Raw genomic sequence first — 23,209 nt, 5'->3', positions numbered from 1 at the left:
ACCCTTGTCGAGGTCAGCACACGGGGACACGCGGTGCTCATTCGGAATTCGCCCGCTGCACGAGTGCCTCGATGTCGAGGTCATCGATCTCGTCGATCTCGTCCAGTCCGTCGAGCGCGTCGTCCGGCAGGTCGGCGGTCTCCTCTGCCACCTGCTCCGGCTCGGGGAACAGCAGTTCCCGCAGCCGTACCGCCAGCGCGGCGGGCGTCGGATAGTTGTAGATCACCGTGGCCGGGACGTGGACTCCGGTGTCCTGCTTGACCTGGTTGCGGAACTCGACACCGCTGAGGGAGTCGAAACCGATCTCCTGGAACGACATCTCGGCGTCGATGTCGTCGGCGGACGGATAGCCGAGCACCACGGCCGCGGTCTCCAGCAGCAGGGTCACCAGTTCCTCGCGCTGCTCCTCCGGCGAGAGGAGGGCCAGCTTGCCCGCCATGGGCGACTCCCCGCTCTCCTCGGCGGCGACGGGCCGCTCGGAGGGCGCGGGCAGCGCGGGCTGGACCAGGGTGCGCAGCAGCGCGGGCACGGTGTCCTGCCACAGGGCGGCCCGCTCGATCTGCACGGGCACTTGCAGCGTCTCGTCCGCGGCGAGAGCGGCGTCGAAGAGGGCGGTGCCCCGCGCCGCCGTCAGGGGCGTCATCCCGTGGCGCCGGAAGCGCGCCAGGTCGGACTGGCCGAGGGTGCTCGCCATGCCGAGCTCCCACGGGCCCCAGGCCAGCGAGAGCGCGGGCAGTCCGGCCCCGGCGCGGTGTTCGGCCAGCGCGTCGAGGAAGGCGTTGGCCGCCGCATAGTTGGCCTGGCCCGCGTTGCCGACCACGCCCACGACGGAGGAGTACAGCACGAAGGCCGACAGGTCCATGTCCTTGGTGAGTTCGTGCAGATGCCATGCGGCATCGACCTTGGGCGCGAACACGCGGTCGATCCGCTCGGGTGTCATCAACTCCACGGTGGTGTCGTCGAGTACGCCCGCCATATGCACGACGGCGGTGAGCGGCGCCTCCCGCGGAATCCGCGCGAGCTGCTCCGCCAGGGCCGCGGCGTCGGAGACGTCGCAGGCCGCGTGGGTGACGTTGGCCCCCAGCTCGGTCAGCTCGGCGGCCGGTCCGGCCGCGCCGGAGCGGCTGAGGAGCAGCAGGTTGCGCACCCCGTGCTCGGTGACCAGGTGCCGGGCGAGCAGGGCGCCCAGACCGCCGGTGGCGCCGGTGAGCAGCACCGTACCGGCCGGGTCCCAGGTCTGCCGGGTGGTGGTCGAGGCGTGCGAGGAGACCAGCCCCGGTGCGTAGAGCTTGCCCCGGCGCAGCGCGACCTGGGGCAGCCGGGCGTCCAGGGTCTCCAGCGCGCGCAACGACTCCTCACTGCCGTCGGTGTCCACCAGGACGAACTGACCGGCGTGTTCGGTCTGCGCGGAGCGCACCAGGCCCCACACCGCCGCGAGGGCCAGATCGGGCGTCTCCCCGGGGAGGGCCGCCACGGCGTTCGTGGTCACGATGGCCAGCGGGCGGTCGTGCGGGGCGTCCAGCCGCCGCCGCACCAGCTCCAGGGCTTCGCGGGCGCGCGCCCGCGCCGTCGCGGGGGCGTCACCCTGCCCGTTCGCCTCGATATGCGCGATGTCGGGCGTACGGGCCGGGCGGTCCGGGTGCTGCTCCGCGGGCGACCAGCGCAGCGCGAACAGGGAGTCGGCGAGGGAGCCTCGGGCGAGCTGGTCCGCCGACGCGGGCATCACGGCCAGGGACTCCACGGTCAGCACGGGCACACCGTCGGTACCGGTGATCGACAGCGACACCTCGGTGTCGCTGATCCGGGCGACGCGGACCCGCAGCCGGGTTCCGGCGGGCGCGTGGCACACAACTCCGGCCCAGGAGTAAGGCAGGACGGTCTGCACCGGGTCGTCGGACACCATCAGCGACAGCATCGGGTGCAGCGCGGCGTCGAAGAGGGCCGGGTGCACGGCGAATCCGCCCTTGGCGTGCGGTACCCGGTCGGGCAGCTGGACCTCGCCGTAGACCTCGTCCCCGAGCCGCCACAGCGAACGCAGCCCCTGGAAGGCCGGGCCGTAGCCGTAGCCCCGGCCGACCAGCTCCGGGTAGAAGCCGGACAGGTCCACCGGGACGGCGTCCCGCGGGGGCCAGACGTCCTCGGTGGCCGCGCGGGCGGGGGCCTGGGTGACCACATGCCCGGCGGCGTGCCGGATCCAGGCGCTGGACACCCCGGAGGCGGGACGGGAGTAGACGCCGATGGGGCGCCTGCCGGTCTTCTGCTCCGCCTCGCCCACGACGACCTGGAGCTGTACGGCGCCGTCGGCGAAGGTCAGCGGTGCGTGGAGGGTCAGTTCCTCGATGGCGTGGCAGTCGGTGCCCTCGATCGCGCGCAGCGCCATCTCCACCACGGCCGTGCCGGGGAAGACGGCGTTGCCGAAGATGGCGTGGTCGGTCAGCCAGGTCTCGGCGACGAGGTCGATCCGTCCGCTGAACGCCACCTGGTCGCCGACGGCGAGTTCGGTGGCGGCGGAGAGGAAGGGATGTCCGACCGGCTCGAGACCGGCGCCCGCGACATCGCCCTGCGGCTTGGCCGGCTGCGCCCAGTAGCGCTGGTGGTCGAAGGCGTAGGTGGGCAGGTCGACGGGGTGGCCCACGGCGCCGACGGCGTCCAGGTAGGCCCGCCAGTCGACCGGGACACCGGCGGTGTGCATACGGGCCAGGCCCTCGGCTGCCGCACGCGCCTCCGGACGCCCCTTGCGGACGAGGGGAATCGCCGTCAGGTTGGCGTCGGTGAGGGTCTCGGCGACCATGGCGGAAAGGACACCGTCGGGGCCGACCTCGACCAGCGCCTCGGCCCCGGCCTTCACGGCGGCGGCCACCCCGTCGGCGAAGCGCACGGCGTCGCGCACATGGCGCACCCAGTATCCGGGCTGCTCCAGCTCCCCCGGCTCGGCGATGGCGCCGGTCACGTTGGAGACGACCGCGAGGCGCGCGGGCGCGTAGGACACCGACTCGGCGACGGCCCGGAACTCGTCGAGCATGGGGGCCATCAGCGGCGAGTGGAAGGCGTGCGAGACACGCAGCCGGGTGGTCTTGCGTCCGTCGGCGGCCAGGGCCGCGGCGACCTCGGTGACGACGTCCGCCACGCCGGAGATCACCACGGCGGCCGGGCCGTTGACGGCGGCGACGGAGACGGCCTCTTCGTGTCCGGCCAGGGCGGCCCGGACCTCGTCCTCGTGTGCCTGCACGGCCACCATGGCCCCGCCGCGCGGCAGCGCCCCCATCAGGCGGCCGCGCGCGGCGACCAGACGGGCCGCGTCGGCCAGGGAGAACACCCCTGCCACATGGGCGGCGGCCAGTTCGCCGATGGAGTGGCCGACGAGCACCGCGGGTTCGACCCCGAGGGACGTCAGCAGCCGGTAGGCGGCCACCTCGAAGGCGAACAGCGCGGGCTGGGTCATCGCGGTCTCGTCGAGCAGCCCGGCCTCCGCGGACCCGGGCTCGGCCGAGACGACCGCGTCGACGGGGCGCTCCAGCAGGGGGTCGAGCGCGGCGCAGACCTCGCGCCAGGCGTCGGCGAACGCCGGGAAGGTCTCGATCAGCTCCCGGCTCATACCCAGGCGCTGGCTGCCCTGACCGGAGAACAGGACGCCGACGCTGGGCGGCGCCGAGGCGTGGCCGGTGACCACACCGGACTCGCGACGGCCCTCGGCCAGCGCGTCCAGTCCGGCGAGCAGTTCCTCCCGGTCCGCGCCGATGACCACGGCGCGGTGGTCGAAGGCGGAGCGCCGGGTGGCCAGGGACACGGCCACGTCGGCCGGGTGAGCGGCGGTGTCGGCGGCGAGCGCGGCGCCCAGCTTGCGGGCCTGCCCGGCCAGCGCCTTGGCGCTGTGCGCCGACACCGGCCACACCATCGCGCCCCGCGGCGCGGTGGCGGACGGCGCGCCGGACTCGACGCGGTCACCCTGCTCGATGATCACGTGGGCGTTGGTGCCGCTGATCCCGAACGAGGAGACTCCGGCGCGCCGTGGGCGGTCCGCCCCCGGCCAGTCGCGCTGCTCGGCGAGCAGCCGTACCGCGCCGGAGGACCAGTCGACCCGGCTCGAGGGCACCTCCGCGTGCAGGGTCCTGGGCAGCACACCCTCACGCATCGCCATGATCATCTTGATCACGCCCGCGACGCCCGCGGCGGCCTGGGTGTGTCCGATATTGGACTTCAACGACCCCAGCCACAGCGGGTCCTCGCGGTCCTGGCCGTAGACGGACAGCAGCGCCTGCGCCTCGATCGGGTCGCCGAGGCCGGTGCCGGTGCCGTGTGCCTCCACGGCGTCGACCTCGGCCGGGGACAGCTCCGCCGAGGCGAGGGCCTGGCGGATCACCCGCTCCTGGGAGGGACCGTTGGGCGCGGTGAGGCCGTTGCTCTCACCGTCCTGGTTGACCGCGCTGCCGCGCAGCACGGCCAGGACGCGGCGGCCGTTGCGGCGCGCGTCGGACAGCCGCTCCAGCACCAGCACACCGACACCCTCGGACCAGCCGGTGCCGTCGGCGTCGTCGGAGAACGCCTTGCAGCGGCCGTCGGCGGCGAGCCCGCCCTGCCGGGCGAACTCGAGGAACATGCCGGGGGTGGACATCACGGTGACGCCGCCCGCCAGGGCGAGGGTGCAGTCGCCGGAGCGCAGTGCCTGGGCGGCCAGGTGCACGGCGACCAGGGAGGAGGAACAGGCGGTGTCGACGGTGACGGCCGGTCCCTCGAGGCCGAGGGAGTAGGCGATCCGGCCGGACACCACACTGCCGGAGCCCCCGGTCAGCGCATGGCCCGCGAGATTGCCGGACACCTCCTGGAGGCGCGGCAGATAGTCCTGGGCCATGGCGCCCATGTACACCGCGGTGGCGCTGCGGCGCAGTGCGGCCGGGTCCTGGCCCGCATGCTCCAGCGCCTCCCACACCGCTTCCAGAGCGAGCCGCTGCTGCGGGTCCATGGCGAGGGCCTCGCGCGGACTGATACGGAAGAACCCCGCGTCGAAGTCGGCCGCACCGTCCAGGAAGCCTCCGGCGGGAACGAAGTCGGCGTCCGCCTCGACCTGCCATCCCCGGTCCTCGGGGAAGCCGGTGATGGCGTCGGCCCCGTCGGCCACCAGGCGCCACAGCTCCTCGGAGGTGGTGACGCCGCCGGGCAGCCGGCAGCTCATGCCGACGATCGCGATCGGGTCGTCGGTGGCGGAGACGGAAACGGTCCGCGCGGCGGCCGGGTCCTCGCCCGGCCCGGTGAACTGCTCGCGCAGATGCCGCACCACCGCGGCGGGGGTCGGGTGGTCGTAGGCCAGGGAGGCGGGCATCTGCAAGCCGGTCGCGGTGTTGAGCCGGTCGCGCAGCTGCACGGCGGTCACCGAGTCGAAGCCGAGCTCCTTGAAGGTGTTGTCGGTGCCGATCCGCGCGGTGTCCGCGTGGCCGAGCAGCACCGCCGCCTCACCGCGCACCAGCGCCCACAGTTCCTGTTCGGACATCCCGGCGGTGGCGGGGGCGGCCCCGGGGGCCACGGTGGCGGGGGCCATCGGCGTGCCGGGCGCCTCGACGGCGGCCCCGTCGACCCAGTAGGTCTCGCGCTGGAAGGCGTAGGTCGGCAGCGGCACCCGCCGGGCGCCGGTGAACATCCCGCTCCAGTCCAGGTCCACACCCCGGCTGTACAGCTCGGCCATGGACAGCAGCAGACGGTGCGTCTCCTCCTCGTCGCGGCGCAGCGTGGGCTGCACCACGGCGGAGCCCTCCGTGGCCGCGATGTGCATCGTCAGCACCGGGTGCGGGCTGACCTCCACGAACACGCCGTATCCGTCGGCGGACAGCGCCTGGACGGTGTCGGCGAAGCGCACCGGCTCACGCAGATTCCGGTACCAGTACTCGGCGTCCAGCGTGGCGGGGTCGACCCGGCCGGCGACGACGGTGGAGTAGAAGGCCACCCCGGTGTCGGTGGTCGCGGCGCCCGCCACACCGCTGAGCACCTCGTCCCGGATCGATTCCACGTGGTCGCAGTGGGAGGCGTAGTCGACGGGGACGATCCGGGCGCGGATGTCCTTGGCGTGGCAGTCGGCGACGGCCTCGCGGACGCCGTCGGGGTCACCGGAGATCACCACGGTACCGGGCGAGTTCACCGCGCCGATGGAGACCCGGGACTGGTCGATCTGGTCGGCGGGCCGGTCCAGGACGGCCATCAGGCCCCGCCCGGACAGCTTTTCGGTGATGATCCGCGCGCGGGCGACGATCAGACGGATGCCGTCGGCCAGGGAGAGGATGCCCGCCGCGGTGGCGGCGGCGATCTCGCCCTGGGAGTGGCCGATGACCGCGTCCGGCTCCAGGCCAGTCGAACGCCACACCTCGGCCAGCGAGACCATGACCGCGAACAGCGCGGGCTGTACGACATCCATGCGCTTGAGGGCGGTCTCGTCGCCGAGCACCTCCCGCAGCGACCAGCCGCCGAACTCCCGCAGCAGGGCCTCGCATTGGTCCATGCGGGCGGCGAACACCTCGTTCGCCTCCCACAGGCCCTTGGCCATGCCGACCCAGTGCGCGCCCTGGCCGGAGAACACCCACACCACTCGGCCGCCCTCGGTGGCGGTACCGGTGACGACCCGCGCCGACGGCCTGCCCTCCGCCAACGCGGCCAGGCCGTCCAGCAGTTCATCGCGGTCGGCGGCGAGCACCACACCCCGGCTCTTCAGTGAGGACCGGGTGGTCGCGGTGGAGTGGCCCACGTCCAGCGGGCGCAGCGCGGGGTCGTCGCGTACCCAGTCGTGCAGCCGCCGGGCCTGGGCCCGCAGCGCCTGGGGGGTACGGGCAGACACCAGCACCGGCACCGGGGTGCCGGGAGCGGGCTCCGCCGCCGGCCGCGGCTCGGGCTCCTGCTCGGGCTCCGGCTCGGGGGCGGCGACGACGAGGTGGCAGTTGGTGCCACCGATACCGAAGGAGCTGACACCGGCGAGCCGGGGGGCGTCCGGCCACTCCGCGGCGGTGGCGTTGACCCGCAGCTTCCACTGCTCCAGGGGGATGTCCGGGTTCGGGTTCTGGTAGTTGAGGCTGGCGGGCAGCAGACCGTGCCGCACCGACAGGGCGACCTTGATCAGGCCCAGGACGCCCGCGGCCGCGTCGAGATGGCCGATGTTGGTCTTCACGGATCCGACCAGCAGCGGCCGCGCGGCGTCGCGGCCCTCGCCGAAGACCGCGGCCAAGGCGCTCGCCTCGACCGGGTCGCCCGCGCGGGTGCCGGTGCCGTGCAGTTCGACATAGCCCACCCGCTCGGGCGCCACCCCGGCCTCGCGGCAGGCCGCGCGCAGCAGCGCGCTCTGCGCCTCGGCGCTGGGCACGGTCAGCGCGCCCGGTCCGTCGTGGTTGACGGCGCCACCGAGCAGGACGCAGTACACGTCGTCGCCGTCGGCGACCGCGTCGGCCAGGCGCTTGAGCACGACCACGCCCGCGCCCTCACCGCGGACAAATCCGTTGGCGCGGGCGTCGAAGGTGTGGCTGCGGCAGTCGGGCGACAGCGCTCCGGAGCGGGCGAAGGCGATCGTGCTCTCCGGCACCAGGTTCAGATGGACACCACCGGCCAGCGCCAGGCGCGCCGCTCCCGAGCGCAGGCTCTCAGCGGCCATGTGCACCGCGACGAGGGAGGAGGACTGCGCGGTGTCCACCGTCAGGCTCGGTCCGTGCAGGCCCAGTTGGTGGGAGACCCGGTTGGCGATCAGCCCGCGGCTCAGCCCGGCGATGGAGTGGTGGGACAGCGCGTCGCCGCCGTGCCGGTGCGCCAGGGAGGCGTAGTCGTCACCGGTGGCGCCCAGGAACACCGCGGTGGCGCTGCCACGCAGGCTCTCCGGCGGGAGGAAGGCGTCTTCCAGGGCTTCCCAGCCCAGCTCGAGCACCATGCGCTGGCGCGGGTCCATCACCGCGGCCTCTCTCGGGGAGATGCCGAAGAAGTCCGCGTCGAAGTCACCGACACCGTCGACGAAACCCCCCTGGGGGTGCCGTGCGAGTTCCGGGATGTCCGTGGGCCACCGGTCCGCAGGCCCGTCCGCTATCGCGTGCTCGCCCTCCCTCAGCAACGTCCAGAAGGAACGCAGATTTTCGGCGCCGGGCACCCGGCACGACATTCCGATGACGGCGACGGCATCCTGACCCACACCGGTGAGCCCCTGCCCGCACTTGTTCCCGCCCATAGAGCTCCAGCCCTCTCTTACCCCTTTGACTACACGATCCGCGAACCGGTCCCGTGGATACGCCATGGGGCGTTTTTTCGAATTCATGGCGCGGTTCACTGCGCGAGTCCACTGCTCGAGTTCACTGCGCGGGACAGGAGCGCGGGGTCGGACGGTCGTCCCGCCGCGCACACAAGTGTGGCCGCGCCGGGGTCCGGCGCGGCCACCTCGTTCGGGCGCTGTCAGTCGTGTGGTGCGCGTGTTATCGGGATGTGCCGGTGTGCGCCTGTCATCGGGACGTGCTCGTGTGCCAGGACCGGCCGATCGCCCTGACCAGGGACGGTGTCACGAAGATACGCCGGAAGGGCAGGATGGCCGGCATGTACACCTTGCCCAGCAGGCCCTTCTTCCGCACCAGCACGGCCATCTGCGCGTGATGCCTGCCGTTTCCGTCGTCCACCCAGCCGATGTGCATCGCCGCGTGCACGGTCTTGTTGACGACCTCGGTCACCCACTCGTCGGAGGTCTGGAAGACCGACTTCATCGGCACCGTCTTCAGGTCCGGGCCGCGCGGACCACTCAGCAGATCGTCCGGCAGCCGGTCCCGCAGGGAGGGGTCGCGCGGGCCGACGCCGTGCGTCTCCTTGTCCCAGCCGAGAATGGCGCCGAGCCGCCAGCGGATCGCGAACAGCAGCTTGTACATCGGCGACGGTTTGAAGTCGGACCCGTCACCGTCGAACTGCCGTACCAGCAGCGCCAGATCGTCGGGTCCGCCGGGGGTGTCCAGGTCCCAAACGTCCTCGACCTCGAAGTCCTCGACGAACTCGTGGATCCGCCACGGCCGCTCGGTGAAGGCGGTGTTCGGGAGCCTCATACAAACCTCCATGTCACGTGCGTCGCGAGCGGACCCCCGGGGCGTACCCCGGCCACACGCGGCGGAACCAACCTACCCGGGTGTCCGGCCCCCGGGTCTCAGCGAGCGCCCGGTCCGGCCGTCACCTTGCGCGGACGGAACACCATGCGGGCCCCGTTCCGCGGGATGTTGACCACCGTCCGGCTGTGCGCCGACTCCGGCTTGGCGTCGGCGCGCTCGACGTCACAGGTGGTCAGAATCTCGGTCAGGGTGGCCTTCAGCTCCATGAGCGCGATCCGGTCGCCCAGGCACCGGGTGTGGCCGCCGCCGAACGGGATCCAGGTGTGCGAGGCGGGCTTGACGCCGAGGAAGCGCTCCGGCTTGAACGCGTCGGGCTCGGGGTAGTTGTGCTCGTCCCGGTTGAGCAGATAGGCGCTGGCCCACAGCCGGTCGCCGGGCTGGTAGCGCACACCGCCGAGCTCGATCGGCTTGACCACCTCGCGGGGGACGATCTGCTGGATCGGCGGGCCGAGCCGCAGCACCTCGTGCACCACGGCGGTCAGGTACGTGTCACCCGCGCCCTCCGCCATCTCCTCGCGCAGCCGCTCGACCACGTGCGGAGCGTGGGTGAGGTACTCCAGCGCCCAGCAGATGGCCGAGGCGGTGGTCTCGGTGCCGGCCAGGAACTGGGTCATGATCTCGTCGCGCATCTCGACCCGGCTGGGCTTGGTGCCGTCCGCGTTGGTGATGCCCAGCATCACACCCAGCAGGTCGTCGCCGGACGCGCCGGACCGCTCGCGCTCCTCGATGGCGGAGTCCACCATCGCGTGGACGCGCGCACGGCGGGTCAGGAACTCGTTGACACCATTGGGCCGGAACAGCCGCATCCTCTTCATCTTGCCCTCGGGCAGCATATGGAACGGCTTCATGGTCGACGGCCGGGAGTTGAACTCCAGCATCTTCATCACCTCCTCGAACATCTCGTCCTCGCACGAGGGACGGTGTTCGCCGAAGAGCACTTCGAGGATCACCTTGGTGGTGTAGTGGTGGGCGAAGCGGTGGACCGCGAAGGCTCGCTCGCGCGGCCAGGAGGCGACCGTCTCCTTGGCCAGCCGGTACACCTCCTTCTCCACGCGCTTGAGCGCGTCACCGCGGAAGCTCGGCATCACACTGCGCCGCCGCGCGGTGTGCTCCTCCTCGTCCAGCCAGGCCAGACCGTGTCGACCGGTCCACTTCTCGATGGGGGTGTTACTGGAACCGGTGTGCAGCACATCCCGGGGCGCCAGGAACATCTGCTTGACGTCTTCCGGTGCCGAGATCACGTACAGCGGAACACCGGGGATGATCGTCACGCGGAACCGGCTGCCGTGCGTGGCGCGGGCCTTCTTCAGGAAGGGCTCCGGGCGGGCCCAGATGCTGAGCACCTGCCGCATACGCGCCATGTCCACCGCGGGCAGCGCGGAGGACGGGATGACCTCCTTGGGGGCGGGCGAGGAGTGGTCTATCGGGCACTTGCCCCCGGATGCGACCGCCGCGTCGTGAGCGTTGCTGGAGTGGTCCATTTACCTTGCTTCCTTATCTCGTTGCCGCTTGGGTCACGTGCGCTGACTGGTTGTCTCCGCCCGTACCGGGCGGGGCGGACGGTCTCACCGGGCCGATCGCGAACAGGGCGAGCCCGCTGACGAGGCTGGCACCGGCCATGATCAGGAACGCGGTGCGGAAGTCGTCGAGGTCCGGCACACCGTCGAGCACCGACGCGATCACGGCGACGCCGATGGCCATGCCGATCTGACGCGACATGGACGACATCCCGGTGCCGGTGGCCACGCGCTCCGGTGGCAGGGACAGCGTCGCCGCCGCGGCCAGGGGCGGCAGGATGAGGCCGAAGCCGATACCGCCGATGATGGCGCCGGGCAGGAAGTGGCCGGTGAAGTCCGGGGTGGCGTCCAGCGCGAACGTCCACCACAGGCCGCCCGCGGCGAAGAAGACGCCGCCGACAAGACCGACCAGGTGCGCCCCGTAGCGGACCGCCAGGATGCCGCTGGGCACGGCGAACACGGTGGCCGACACCGGGCCCGGCGCGATCTCCAGGGCGCCGCGCAGCGTCGAATGCCGCCAGATCTGGGTGAGGAACAGGATCGTGGACATGGCCATCGCGCCGACGCCGACGAAGAAGAAACCGGTGGCGACATTGCCCAGCGCCACCGGCCTGATCCGGAGGATGGCGGGTTCGATGACCGGTGCGGGATGGCGCAGCCCACGGCGCACCGTGCAGACGAGGCCGATCGCGCCGGCCAGCGACAGACCGATGACCTGGGCGCTGCCCCACCCCCACACCTGCCCCTGGGAGATGGTGGCGACGATGGCGGCGACGGACGCCGCGAGCACCGCGATACCGAGCAGGTCCGGGACCGGACCGTCCTCGGTGGCGGTCCTGTGCAGCGACCATCCGCCGATCAGCAACGCCACCGCGCCGAGGGGCAGGTTGACCACGAAGACCCACCGCCAGTCGATCTCGGCCAGCAGCCCGCCGAGCGGCAGCGCGGCGGCGGAGCCGACACCGCCGACCGCGGTCCACAGCCCGATGGCGATACCGCGCCGCGCGGGCGGGAACAGCCCGAGCAGCAGCCCCAGCGAACTGGGCGCCATCAGCGCGGCGCCGACGCCCTGGAGGGCCCGTGCGATCACGAGCACCTCCAGGTTCGGCGCCGCCGCGCACGCGGCCGACACCGCGGTGAACAGCCCCAGACCCAGCAGGAAGACCCGCTTGCGCCCGGACCGGTCGGCCCAGCGGCCGCTGGGCAGCAGCAGGGCGGCGAAGGTGATCGCGTAGGCGCTCATCACCCACGACAGATCGGTCAGACTCGCCGAGGAGAAGGACTCCTGCATGCTCGGGAAGGCGATGTTCACGATCAGCATGTCCACCGCGGAGATGAACACCCCGACGAGGACGACCGCGATGGACATCCCCCGGCGTACTCGGTCGCTGCTCATTCCTCGATCCACCTTTCGATCGCGTTCGCGGTGTCCGCGGCGGCGGTCTCGATCAGGGCGAAGTGGTCGGCGGCGACCTCGACATGGTCGTCGGTGGCCGCCCACCGCGGGCCGTCCGGCACCGCTGCGGCGCCGAGTGGTTCGGCCGCCCGGACCATCAGGGTCCTGGCGGACACCGGCTCCGGCCGGAGACCGGTGAACAGACGCAGGTAGGCGCCCATGGACAGCCAGCTCGCGTCGTCGATGGAGACCGCGCGCCGCTCCTGGGTGAGGATCTGAGCCAGCAGAGCGGCGAACGCCCGGCCCGCCTCGTCCTCGTCGCCGTCGCCGTCGCCGTCCAGCGCCAGTGTGTCGATCATGGCGACTCCGGTGAGCGCGGCGCCGGAGGACTCCAGACGCTCGGCCAGCGAGCGCGCCACCACACCCCCCATCGAGTAGCCGACCAGGATGAACGGGGCGTCGCCGACGGCCGCGCGGATCGCGCCCGCCAGGACCTCCACGGCGGCCTCCCGGGACTTCGGGGAGAGTTCGGTCCCAAAGCCCGGCAGGGAGCAGACGTGGACGTCCCGCACCCCCTCGAAGCGGTCGGCAAGACGCATGAACTGCTCCTGGCCGGAGCCGACCACATAGACGTAGGACGGTACGCAGACGATCTTCACGCGGCCCGGCCCGCCGGCCAGCTGTGCCAACCGTCCGTCGCTGTCGGGGAGTTCGGCGGCCGAGGAGAAGACCGGCCTGCCGTCCGCGGCGTCCAGCAGCTGCCGCAGTGCCTCCGGCAGGGTCCCGTTCCCGGCGGCCTGCCGGAGCCGCAGGCTGATCGTCTCGCCCGCGGGCTCGGCCGCCCCGGTGTCCGGCGCCCCCGAGCCGACCTGCTTGAGCAGCTGCCGGGCGATCTCCGCCGGGGTGGGGTGCTCGAAGACGAACGAAACGGGCAGCCGCAGACCGGTGGCCTGCGAGAGCCGGTTGCGCAGGCCCACCGCGCTCATCGAGTCCATGCCCAGTTCCTTGAACCTGCGCTCGACATCGATCCGGTCATCGGCACCGTGGCCGAGTACGGCCGCGACATGCGCCGTGACCAGTTCCAGCACGACCCGCTCACGATCCGCCTCGGAGACCCCCGTCAGTCGCTGGGCCAGCGACCCACCGCCCGCCTCACGCTGGGCGGGCAGCCGGACCAGACCGCGCAGCAGCGCCGGAAGGGTGCGCTCACGCGCCCTCGCCCGCAGCGCGGCCAGGTCAAGCTGTACGGGCGCCAGCAACGCGGCGTCGGCGGCGAGGGCCTGGTCGAACAGCTCCCGTCCGCGCTCGGCGGGCAGTTCGGCGGTCCCGGGCAACGTGCCCTCGCCCTCCCACGGCCCCCACATCAGCGCGGTGCCCGCGCGTCCGGCCGCGCGGCGCGCGCGGACCAGCGCTTCGACGGCCGCGTCGGCCGCCGGGTCCTGGGCCGCGGCGCCGCCGAGGGATGAGAACGAGGCAAACGAGGAGAACGACGAGAACACCACGAAGGCGGCGAGGTCGGCCCGTTCGGTCAGCGTGTGCAGCCGCCACACCAGCTCCAGCCCCTCGGGCTCGCCCCCGGTGTGGACGACCGCGGTGAGCGGCCGCTCCAGGGACCCGATCACCTCGGCCAGCCGGTCCGGCGCGTACGCCTCGACGCGCGCTCGCGCGCCGAGTTCCGCCAGCTCCGCGACCAGCCCGTCCGCGGCGGCGCCGGGCTCGCCGAGCAGCAGCAGCTGCCGCACACCGTGGTGGGCGGCCAGATGCCTGGCCAGCGACGCACCCGGAGGGGTCACCCCACCGGTGATCAGCACGGTGCCGTCGGAGTCCACCGGCAGCGCCCGGTCGGCGGACCCGGCCGGCACCAGCGCCAGTCGCGGTGCCAGGAACTGCCCGGCGCGCAGGGCGAGTTGCGGCTCGTCGGCACCGAGCACCGCGCCCCACTCGGGCACCGTGTCCCCGTCCACGTCCACCACGAGGAACCGGCCCGGGTGAGCGGACTGCGCGGCCCGCAGTACGCCCCACACCGCCGCCTGCGCCGGGTCGGGGACCTCCGTGTCCCGGACCGCGACCGCGCGGTGCGTCGCCACGGCCAACACGGCCTCGGCGGAGGGCCCGTGGTCCACCCAGCGCCGCACCAGGGCCGTGGCCGCCTCGGCCGCGCCCCGCACCGCCGCCGGACCCTCCCCGGCGGGCGTGTCGATCACCGTGAGCACGGCCTGCGGTACTGCCGCGCCACCGTCCACCGCTCGTTCCAGGTCGGCCAGATCGGCGTACCGGTCCGCCACTCCCCCGGCCGCCGCACCCAGCGCGGCCAGCCGCACCGGGGTGGCGGCGCCCAGTTCGACCGGAGCCCAGTCCACGCGGTACAGCGAACTCTGGCCGCGGCGCAGCTCCTCCAGATGGGCCGGATCGACCTCGTGGAAGGCGATCCGGTCCACGCCGAGCACCAGCGCGCCGTCCTCGCCGAACACCTCCAGCCGCAGGGTGTCACCGTCGGAGGTGAGGTGCGCGCGGCCACCGGTGGCGCCGGTCGCGGCCAGCCGCACCCCGGACCAGGAGACCGGCAGCTTCGGCGTGTCCTGCTCGACGAAGCCCAACTGGCCCGTGTGCAGGGCGGCTTCGAACAGCGCCGGGTGGATGCCGAAGTCCGCCCCGCCGATGCCCTCGGGCAGCGCGAGCTCGGCGTACACCTCGTCGCCGGAGCGCCACACCGCCCGCACCCCGTGCAGCGCCGGGCCGCAGTCGAGGCCGAGTCCGGCCAGCGCGGCGTAGAGCCCGTCCACCGGCACCGGTTCGGCCCCGGCGGGCGGCCACTGACCCGCCCGGCCCACGGCCGGTTCGGTGTCCGGTGCCAGCCAGCCCGTGCAGTGGCGGGTGGACTCGGCGCGCTGGTCACCGTCCTGGCGCGAGTGGACCGCCACCGGGCGGCGGCCGTCGGCTCCGGGAGCGCCCACGATCGCCTGGATCTGCAACGCCGCGCCGTCGGGCAGCAGCAGCGGTGCCTCGAACATCATCTCGTCGAGCAGCGGCGCCCCGACCCCACGGCCCGCGGCCAGCGCCAGCTCGACCAGCGTGGTGCTGGGCGCCACCGGGAGCCCGAAGGCGGCGTGGTCGCGCAGCCAGGGCTGGGACTCGTGGCACAGCCGGCCGGTGAGCACCCACTCGTCCCGGTCGGCGAGCTGCATCCCCGCCGTCAGGACCGGGTGCTCGACGCGGCCGAGACCGGAGACGGCCGGGTCGCCCGCGGTGGCCGGGCGGGTGCTCGGCCAGTACCGCTTGCGCTGGAACGCGTACGTGGGCAACGACACCCGCTGGGCGCCGGAACCGGCGAAGCAGGCCGCCCAGTTCACCTTCACCCCGGCGATATGCGCCTCGGCGAGGGAGAGCAGGAACCGCTTCATTCCGCCGTGGTGGCGGCGCAGCGAGCCGACCACTCCGACCCGGGCCGCGCCGGTGGCGGCGACGGTCTCCTCCATCGCCACTCCCAGCACCGGGTGCGGGGACATCTCCAGCAGGCACCCGGCACCGTTCTCGATGAGCGCGCGGATGGCGGGCTCGAAGCCGACCGGGTTGCGCAGGTTGCCGTACCAGTACGCGGCGTCCATGGTGGCGGTGTCGACGAACGCGCCGAGCGAGGTGGAGTACAGCGGGACGCTGCCGCCGCGCGGTTCGACCGGGGCGAGTGCCGCCATCATCTCGGCGCGGGCCACCTCCACATGCGGCGAGTGCGAGGCGAAGGTGGCCGGGACCCGCTTGGCCCGGATGTCCTCGCGGTCGCACCGCTCCAGCAGGGCGGCGATCGAGTCCAGATCACCGGCGACGATCACCGCTGCCGGGCCGTTCACGGCCGCCACGGTCAACCGGTCCCCGTAGGGCGCGATCAGCTGCTCGACCCGCTCGACCGGCAGGGCGAGCGACGCCAGGCAGCCGGTGTCCATGAGCTGTTCGTGGGCGATCCGGCTACGGACCGCGATGATCCGGGCCGCGTCCCGCAGCGACAGCCCACCGGCCACGTACGCGGCGGCGATCTCGCCCTGCGAGTGGCCGACCACGGCCGACGGTTCGACACCGTAGGAACGCCACAGCGCCGCCAGGCCGACCATCACCGCGAACAGCGCGGGCTGGACCACATCGACCCGCTTCAGGGAGGGGGCGTCCGGCGCGCCACGCAGCACATCCTCCAGACGCCAGTCCACGAACTCCGCCAGCGCCGCATCGCACGCGGCGATCTCGGCGGCGAACGCCGGGGAAGTGTCTAGCAGTTCGACGGCCATGCCCTCCCACTGCGCGCCCTGTCCGGGGAACACGAACACCGGCTTGGCGGTGGTGGCGGGACGGCCGAAGGCGGTCTGCTCGGTCACCTCGCCGACGGCGAACGCGGCCAGCTCACGGCCCAGTTCCTCGCGGTCGGCGGCCACGAGCACCGCGTGGTGCTCCAGCGACGCCCGCGAGGTCAGCTGGGAGTGGCCGAGGTCGGGCAGTGAGAGCCCGGGGTGCTCCAGCAGATGCCTCCGCAGCCGCTCGGCCTGGGCGCGTACGGCCGCCTCGGTGCGCGCGGAGAGCAGCACCGGGGTGGCGGGCGCCACGGTCTCCGCGGCCTTGGCGGCCGGGGGCTCGGCGGGCGCCTCCTCGACGATGATGTGCGCGTTGGTGCCGCTGACGCCGAAGGACGAGACGCCCGCCCGGCGGGGACGGCCGGGGCTGGTCCACTCCCGGGCCTCGGTCAGCAGCTCGACCTCGCCCGCCTCCCAGTCGATGTGCGGGGAGGGCGCGTCCACGTGGAGGCTCTGCGGCAGTACCCCGTGCCGCATCGCCATCACCATCTTGATCAGCCCGGCGACACCGGACGCCCCGGAGGTGTGGCCGATGTTCGACTTGATGGACCCCAGCCACAGCGGATCCCCGTCCCGCTCCTGACCATAGGTGGCCAGCAGCGCATGGGCCTCGATCGGGTCACCCAGGGCGGTGCCGGTGCCATGGCCCTCGACGGCGTCCACTTCGGACGGCGAAAGACCGGCGTTCGCCAGCGCCTGACGGATCACCCGCTCCTGCGACGGACCGTTCGGCGCCGTCAGACCGTTGCTCGCACCGTCCTGGTTGATCGCGGTACCGCGGATCAGACCGAGGATCGTCCGTCCGTTGCGCCGGGCGTCGGACAACCGCTCCAGCACCACCAGGCCCAGACCGTCGGAGAAACCCGTCCCGTCGGCGGACGCCGCGTACGCGCGGCACCGGCCGTCCGGGGAGTTCGCGCCCTGGCGGCTGAACTCGGTCATGGTGATCGGGGTCGTCATGAACGTGACGCCGCCCGCCAGCGCGAGCGAGCACTCGCCACCGCGCAGCGCCTGCGCCGCCATGTGCAGCGCGACCCCGGAGGACGAGCACGCGGTCTCCACCGACACCGCGGGGCCTTCCAGGCCCAGGGTGTAGGCGATACGGCCGGACGCGACGCTCGACATGGTGCCGGTGACGCGGTAGCCCTCGTACTCGGCGGGCACCAGCATGCTGTAGTCGGAGCCGGTGATGCCGACGAAGACGCCGGTGTCGGTGCCGCGCAGGGACGTCGGGTCGATCCCGGCGTGCTCCAGGGTCTCCCAGGAGGTCTCGAGCAGCAGCCGCTGCTGCGGGTCCATGGCCACGGCCTCGCGCGGGCTGATGCCGAAGAACTCGGCGTCGAAGTCGCCCATGCCCGCGACAAATCCGCCGCCGGTCGAGTAGGTCGTACCGACCTGCTCGCGGTCCGGGCTGTAGAGCCGCTCCAGGTCCCAGCCACGGTCGGCGGGCAGCGGGCCGATCACATCGCGGCCGTCGGCCACCAGCTGCCACAGGTCCTCGGCCGAGGTGACACCGCCGGGGTAGCGGCAGCCGATGCCGACGATCGCCAGCGGCTCGTCCACCGCCCCGCGCCGCTTCGGCGCGGCCGGGAGGCCGGTGTCCGCCGGTCCTTCGACCTGCTGGAGCAACAGCCGGGCGACGGCCTGCGGGGTGGGGTGGTCGAAGACGACGGTGGCCGGCAGCGCCACTCCGGTGCTCTGCGAGAGCCGGTTGCGCAGTTCGACCGCGCTGACGGAGTCGAAGCCGAGCTCCTTGAAGGCGCGTTCACCGTCGACCTCGTCGGCGGAGTCGTGGCCGAGCACGGACGCGACCTGTGCCCGGACCAGTTCGAGCACCACATCCTCGCGCTCGGCCTCCGGCACCTCGGCCAGCCGCCGCGCCAGGGTGCCTCCGGACGTGGCGCGCCGTGCGGGCACCCGGACGAGTCCGCGCAGTACGGCGGGCAGCAGTCCGGCGCGTGCCTGCTCGCGCAGCACGGCCGGATCCAGCTCGACCGGGGCCAGCAGCGGTGTGTCCGCGGTGATGCCGCGGTCGAAGAGCTCGAGTCCGAGCTCGGTGGGCAGCGGGAGGATTCCGGCCTGGGCGACGAGCGCGGGGTCGGCCACGCCGGTTTCGTCGATGCCGCGGCCGTCGGCCCAGAACCCCCAGGCGAGCGCGGTGCCGGGGAGCCCGGCCGCACGGCGGGCGCTCATGAGCGCCGCCAGGGCCGCGTCCGCCGCGGAGGTGGCCGCCTGGCCGGGGATGCCGACCAGGCCCTCGAAGGAGGAGAACACCACGAAGGCGGAGAGGTCCGTGTCCGCGGTCAGTTCGTGCAGCTGCCAGGCGGTGTCCACGGTGGCCCGCAGCGCCGTCTCCAGCCGCTCGTCGGAGAGGGTCTCGAGCAGGCCCGCGTCGGGCACCGCCGCGGTGTGCACCACGGCGGTCAGCGGGTGCTCCAGGGAGCCCAGCAGCGTGGCCAGTTGATCCCGGTCGGTGATGTCGCAGGGCACGACACGCACCCGCGCACCGAGGAACACCAACTCGGCGGTGAGCTTGTCGGCCTGGCCGCCGGGGGCGGCCACCACCACGTGGCGGGCGCCGTGGTGGGTGACGAGGTGCTCGGCGAACGGAGCTGCGAAGCCACCGGTGATCAGCACCGTGCCGTCGGGGTTCACGGGTTCCGGCCGGTCCACCGGTCCGCCGGGGACCCGGGCCAGCCGGGGAGCCAGCGCCTTGCCCGCGCGCACGGCCACCTGCGGCTCGCCGGGACCGAGCAGCGCGCCCCACTCCGGCTCCGCGTCGGCGTCTGTGTGCGCGTCTGCGTCTGCGTCTGCGTCCACGAGCAGGAAGCGGCCGGGGTGTTCGGACTGCGCGGTGCGGATGACGCCCCACACCGCGGCCTGCGCGGCGTCGGGAACCTCGTCCGCGACCGGCACGGCGCCGCGGGTGACCACGGTCAGTGTGGCGTCGCCCAGCGACTCGGCGGCCAGCCACTGCCGTACGAGGGACACAGCCCGCGCGGCCGCGTCACGCACCGCCGCGGGTGTCTCCCCGGCGGGGGTGTCGATGGCGGCCAGCACCGCCTGCGGCAACGGCGCGCCCTCCGCCACGGCGCGCTCGAGCGCGGTGAGATCGGCATGGGCATCGGCCACCCCGGCCACCTCGCCCAACGCGGCCATCCGCACCGGCTTGGCCGCACCGGCCGTCACGGGAATCCAGTCCAGGCGGAACAGCGCGTGTCGACCACGGCGCAGCTCCCCGAACCGGGCCGGGTCGGCGTCCCGTACGGCGATCCGGTCGATGTGCGCCACGAGCGCGCCCTCGGCGTCGAAGAGGTCGAGCCGCAGAGTGCCCTCGCCCACTGGTACGATCCGCGCCCGCGCCCGGGAGACCGGGTCGCCCATCAGCCGCACGCCCGACCAGGACGCCACCGACGGTGCCTTGTCGGCGGCGGGCCGGGGGGCGGTGTGCAGCGCGGACTCCAGCAGAGCCGGGTGGATGGCGAATCCGCCGGGCTCGGTGCCGTCGGGCAGGGCGAGTTCGGCGTACACCTCGCCGTCGAGTGTCCACGCCGACTGCGCGCACTGGAGCACCGGACCGCAGTCGAGGCCGAGTTCGGCCAGGGCGGTGTACAGCGCGTCCACCGACATCGGCTCGGCCGCGGCGGGCGGCCACTCGCCCAGCCGGCCGGACCGTGGTTCGGTGTCGGGGGCGATCCTGCCTCGCGCGTGGCAGACGGCCTCGGTGGACTGCTCGTCGCCGGTGTCCGGCCGTGCGTAGACCGCCACTTCACGGCGGCCGTCGGCGTCGGCCGGGCCGAGCGTGACCTGCACCGTTGCGTCGGTGTCGTCGGCCAGGACCAGCGGGGCGTCGAGGCTGAGCTCCTCGATCAGATCGCAGTCCACGTGGCGGCCCGCGGACAGGACCAGTTCCATCAGCGCGGCGCCGGGGAGGGTGACCGTGCCGAACAGCGCGTGGTCACGGATCCACGGCTGCCCCTGGTGGGATACGCGGCCGGTGAAGACCCACTCGTCACGGTCGCCCACCCGCACGGCGCCCGCCAGGACGGGGTGTTCAACGCGGCCGAGGCCGACCGCGGAGGCGTCGGCGAGGCCGGTGGCATCCAGCCAGTAGCGCTTGTGCTGGAAGGCGTAGGTGGGCAGCGGGACGTGCCGGGCGCCGGAGTCGGCGAAGCAGGCGGCCCAGTCGACCTTCACCCCGGCGGTGTGCGCCTCGCCCAGCGAGAGCAGGAAACGGGCCAGTCCGCCTTCGTCGCGGCGCAGGGAGCCGACCACTCCGATACGGCCTGCCGGGCCGTGGGCGGCGATGGTCTGCTCCACGGCCATGGCGAGCACCGGGTGGGGGGACATCTCCAGGAAGCACCCGGCACCGTTGTCGACGAGCGCGCGGATGGCGGGCTCGAACCCGACCTGGCCACGCAGGTTGGTGTACCAGTACGCGGCGTCCATCGCGGTGGTGTCGAGCAAACCACCCGTAACCGTGGAGTGGAACGGAACACGTCCGCTCGTGGGTTCCACGGGGGCGAGCGCCTTCAGCAACTCGGCCTCGATGGCCTCCACCTGGGCCGAGTGCGACGCGTAGTCCACCTTGACCCGGCGCGCCCGGACGTCGTCGCGTTCGCACGTGGCCAGCACCTCGTCCAGCGCCCGCGGCTCACCGGCGACGATGACCGCCGCCGGGCCGTTCACCGCCGCCACCGAGACCCGGCCTTCGTACGGAGCGATCAGCTCCTCGACCCGCTCCACCGGCAGCGCGACCGACATCATGCCGCCGAGGCCCGCGAGGCGGTCACGGACCAACTGGCTGCGCACCGCCACGATCCGGGCCGCGTCCCGCAGCGACAGACCACCGGCCACATACGCCGCGGCGATCTCGCCCTGCGAGTGGCCGACCACCGCGGACGGCTCCACACCGCAGGAGCGCCACAGCGCCGCCAGGCTCACCATCATCGCGAACAGCGCGGGCTGCACCACATCGACCCGCTCCAGGGACGGCGCACCCGGCGCACCCCGCAGCACATCCTCCAGACGCCAGTCCACGAACGCGGACAGCGCCTCACCACACGCGGCGATCTCGGCCGCGAACACCGGGGAGGAGTCCAGCAGTTCGACCGCCATGCCCACCCATTGCGCACCCTGCCCGGGGAACACGAACACCGGCTTGGCGCCGGGTGTGGCACGGCCCTCGACGACCACGGGCGACGGCTCGCCGAGGGACAGGGCGGCCAGCCCGGACAGCAGCTGGTCGCGGTCGCCGGCGGCCACCACACCGCGGTGCTCCAGGTGAGCCCGGGTGGTGGCCGTGGAGAAGCCGAGGTCGGCCAGGGACAGGTCCGGGCGCGCCAGCGCGTGCGCGCGGAGCCGGTCGGCCTGGGCGCGCATCGCCGCCGCGGTCCGGCCGGACACCGTCACGGGGGCGGCGGTCATCGGCCGTGGCTCGGCGGCGGCCTCGGCGGGCTCCTCGGCCGGTGCCTCCTCCAGGATGATGTGCGCGTTGGTGCCGCTGACGCCGAACGAGGACACAGCGGCACGACGGGGCTTCTCCCCCGCGGTCCACTCCCGCGCCTCGGTCAGCAGCGCGACCTCGCCCGCCTCCCAGTCGATGTGCGAGGACGGCGCGTCCACGTGCAGGGTCCGCGGCAGCACCCCGTGCCGCATCGCCATCACCATCTTGATGACACCGGCCACGCCCGCGGCCATGGAGGTGTGGCCGATGTTCGACTTGATGGACCCCAGCCACAGCGGATCCCCGTCCCGCTCGCGACCGTAGGTGGCCAGCAGCGCATGGGCCTCGATCGGGTCACCCAGCACGGTGCCGGTGCCATGGCCCTCGACCGCGTCCACATCGGACGGCGAAAGACCGGCGTTCGCCAGCGCCTGACGGATCACCCGCTCCTGCGACGGACCGTTCGGCGCCGTCAGACCGTTACTCGCACCGTCCTGGTTGACCGCCGTGCCCCGGATGAGACCGAGGATCGTCCGCCCGTTGCGCCGGGCGTCGGACAACCGCTCCAGCACCACCAGGCCCAGACCGTCGGAGAAACCCGTCCCGTCGGCGGACGCCGCGTACGCGCGGCACCGGCCGTCCGGCGACACCGCCTGCTGACGGCTGAACTCCGCCAGCAGGAACGGGCCGGACATGACGGTCACACCACCGACGAGGGCCATGGAGCACTCACCGGCGCGCAGCGCCTGCGTGGCCATGTGCAGGGCGACCGCGGAGGAGGAGCACGCGGTGTCGACGGACACCGCGGGGCCCTCCAGGCCGAACACGTAGGAGATACGGCCGGAGGACACGCTCGCCGCGCCACCGGTCAGCTGCATGCCCTCGATCTGGGGCAGGCTGCCCGCCGGCGCCGTGCAGTAGTCGCTGGTGCCGACGCCGCAGAAGACTCCGGTGTCGCTGCCGCGCAGCGAGGTCGGGTCGATGCCCGCGTGCTCGAACGCCTCCCATGACGCCTCCAGCAGCAGTCGCTGCTGCGGGTCCATGGCCAGGGCCTCGCGCGGGCTGATCCCGAAGAACTCGGAGTCGAACTCGGCGATCTCGTCGAGGAAGCCACCGCCGCTGGTGGACACGGCGCCGGGTCGGCGCAGGGTGGGGTCGTAGATCCGCTCCGGGTCCCAGCCGCGGTCGGTGGGCAGCCCGCTGACGGCGTCGCGCCCCGATGCCACAAGCTCCCACAGCTCGTCGGGGGAGCTGACGCCACCGGGGTAGCGGCAGCTCATCCCGACGATGGCGAGCGGTTCACTGGCGTTCGCGAGCAGTCGCTTGTTGAGCTGGCGGAGCCGGTCGGTCTCCCTGAGGGATTTCCGGAGCGCCTCGACGAGCTGGTTCTGATCGGTGGCCATGTCTATTCCTTCAACTCC

General features: G+C 73.2%; 4 protein-coding genes and 1 pseudogene. All 5 read right to left on the bottom strand.

Going from position 1 to position 23,209, the window contains the following annotated elements; all coding sequences use genetic code 11:
• Nucleotides 1–37: 37 nt before the first annotated feature.
• Nucleotides 38–8,182, bottom strand: a complete 8,145-nt coding sequence (locus tag AC4BEG_RS32415) for a type I polyketide synthase (RefSeq protein ID WP_490703225.1) — start codon at nucleotides 8,180–8,182, stop codon at nucleotides 38–40.
• Nucleotides 8,183–8,450: 268 nt separating this feature from the next.
• The gene (locus AC4BEG_RS32410) at nucleotides 8,451–9,035 is read right to left on the bottom strand and encodes a DUF2867 domain-containing protein (RefSeq protein WP_490703224.1); all 585 of its coding nucleotides are present in this window, start codon (nucleotides 9,033–9,035) and stop codon (nucleotides 8,451–8,453) included.
• Nucleotides 9,036–9,133: 98 nt separating this feature from the next.
• Nucleotides 9,134–10,576 carry a cytochrome P450 gene (locus AC4BEG_RS32405; RefSeq protein WP_490703223.1) on the bottom strand — a complete coding sequence of 481 codons (1,443 nt, stop codon included), beginning with the start codon at nucleotides 10,574–10,576 and terminating at the stop codon, nucleotides 9,134–9,136.
• Nucleotides 10,577–10,589: 13 nt separating this feature from the next.
• A complete protein-coding gene (locus tag AC4BEG_RS32400) occupies nucleotides 10,590–12,008 on the bottom strand; it encodes an MFS transporter (protein ID WP_490703222.1) in 1,419 nt (472 codons plus the stop codon).
• A gap of 71 nt (nucleotides 12,009–12,079) precedes the next feature.
• Nucleotides 12,080–23,197 (bottom strand): annotated as a pseudogene (locus AC4BEG_RS32395) (alpha/beta fold hydrolase); the annotation flags it as partial.
• Between the last annotated feature and the right edge of the window lie 12 nt (nucleotides 23,198–23,209).

Source organism: Streptomyces sp. JLBJ103 (assembly GCF_058215575.1).
Note: the sequence above shows the minus strand (reverse complement) of the source record. Positions and strands in the feature narration are given on the sequence as shown.

Excerpts from the sequence above, each read along its gene's own strand:
- AC4BEG_RS32400 (WP_490703222.1), bottom strand. The coding sequence starts at position 12,008 with ATGAGCAGCGACCGAGTACGCCGGGGGATGTCCATCGCGGTCGTCCTC.
- AC4BEG_RS32405 (WP_490703223.1), bottom strand. The coding sequence starts at position 10,576 with ATGGACCACTCCAGCAACGCTCACGACGCGGCGGTCGCATCCGGGGGC.
- AC4BEG_RS32410 (WP_490703224.1), bottom strand. The coding sequence starts at position 9,035 with ATGAGGCTCCCGAACACCGCCTTCACCGAGCGGCCGTGGCGGATCCAC.
- AC4BEG_RS32415 (WP_490703225.1), bottom strand. The coding sequence starts at position 8,182 with ATGGGCGGGAACAAGTGCGGGCAGGGGCTCACCGGTGTGGGTCAGGAT.